General features: G+C 39.8%; 1 pseudogene. It reads right to left on the bottom strand.

The features are described from left to right. Window positions 1-1,169: pseudogene (locus AALA56_RS10080) on the bottom strand (virulence factor); the annotation flags it as partial.

The following is a 1,169-nucleotide window of genomic DNA, read 5'->3' as shown; positions in this document are numbered from 1 at the left end:
AGTACCGAGAAGATTTGAGCGTTTAGCAAGTGAGGAGTCCCTTTAAGACCTGAGAAGTCAAAGGTTACCACTTGCTCAGAAGAAATATCCTGAAACTCTGTTGTCCCTTCAAACATCTCCGCATTCGTTGTTAGCAACTCGTTGAAGGTATTATAAATACGATTGACCGATTTAATTTCGATTTCATCAGGCTTACTTCGGCTCATAAGACTTCGCTTATAGTCATCCGCATACAAAATAAAGTCAGAAAGGATTGGATATTCTTCATTTACCAACTCCGTAGCCTTTAGTCTTTCTGGATTCAGTTTAGGATTACGTGCCCATAACCCTTCTTCAATATAAAACTCATTAAGCATCTTACCGAAAGTCGTTAGGTCATCACCTGTTACTTCACTATTAAGTAGCTTGAAGATGCTCTTGAGTTTTTGGATATGGAGATTGTAGGATTTCTTCTTGTCAATTTCTGTCCCATCCTCATTGGTAACGGTTGGAAAGACTTGGAAGATATTGATACGATTAGCTTCTCCAGATAAATCTAAAATCAATCCGTACTGTTCCTTAGTTTGGTCTCGGAACGTTCCGTTAGCATCAAAATTACGGATATAGTTTCCCTTAGCATAAAGCCCATCGGTATGCTTCAAGAGAAAGCTTCGTTGACCCATTTTAGGGTTTCCTGAGATAATCATAAAGGAACGTGTTCGCCGTTCATCTCGTTCTAGAAAGTTGAAATTAACAGCTCCTTTAGTCGGTGTCCAACCCATATAGACACCACGTTGATCCTCCAGCTTAGTGTGATTAAAGAAATAGCCACCTGCTAAATCATGGGCTCTAATGGGCATTCCACGGCGGTGGTTTGGCAAGTCAATCTGATATTCTGATGGGATAAAAGGCGCATGGTACTCAAAATCCAACTCGCCTGAAAGAATAGTAGATTTGAAGTTTGAGGTCTTGTCCTTAATGTCCTCCACTTTCTTAAACAACGCTTCTTTTGTCGATGCAGAAGAATAGTTGCGAACATACATCTTGAGCATAGCGATATTTTTCTTTCGGATGTCTCTATCCAGCTGAGTCAGATCCTTGATTTCATCTAACTCTTGTTGGTTGGCAACGATTTTACTATTGCCTGTAATACGAGTGGATTTTTCTTCAATAGCGTCTTTAATATCGTT

The sequence above is a fragment of the Streptococcus hyointestinalis genome, from assembly GCF_041225505.1.
GTDB lineage: Bacteria > Bacillota > Bacilli > Lactobacillales > Streptococcaceae > Streptococcus > Streptococcus hyointestinalis_B.
This window is presented reverse-complemented; position numbering and strand designations above follow the sequence as displayed.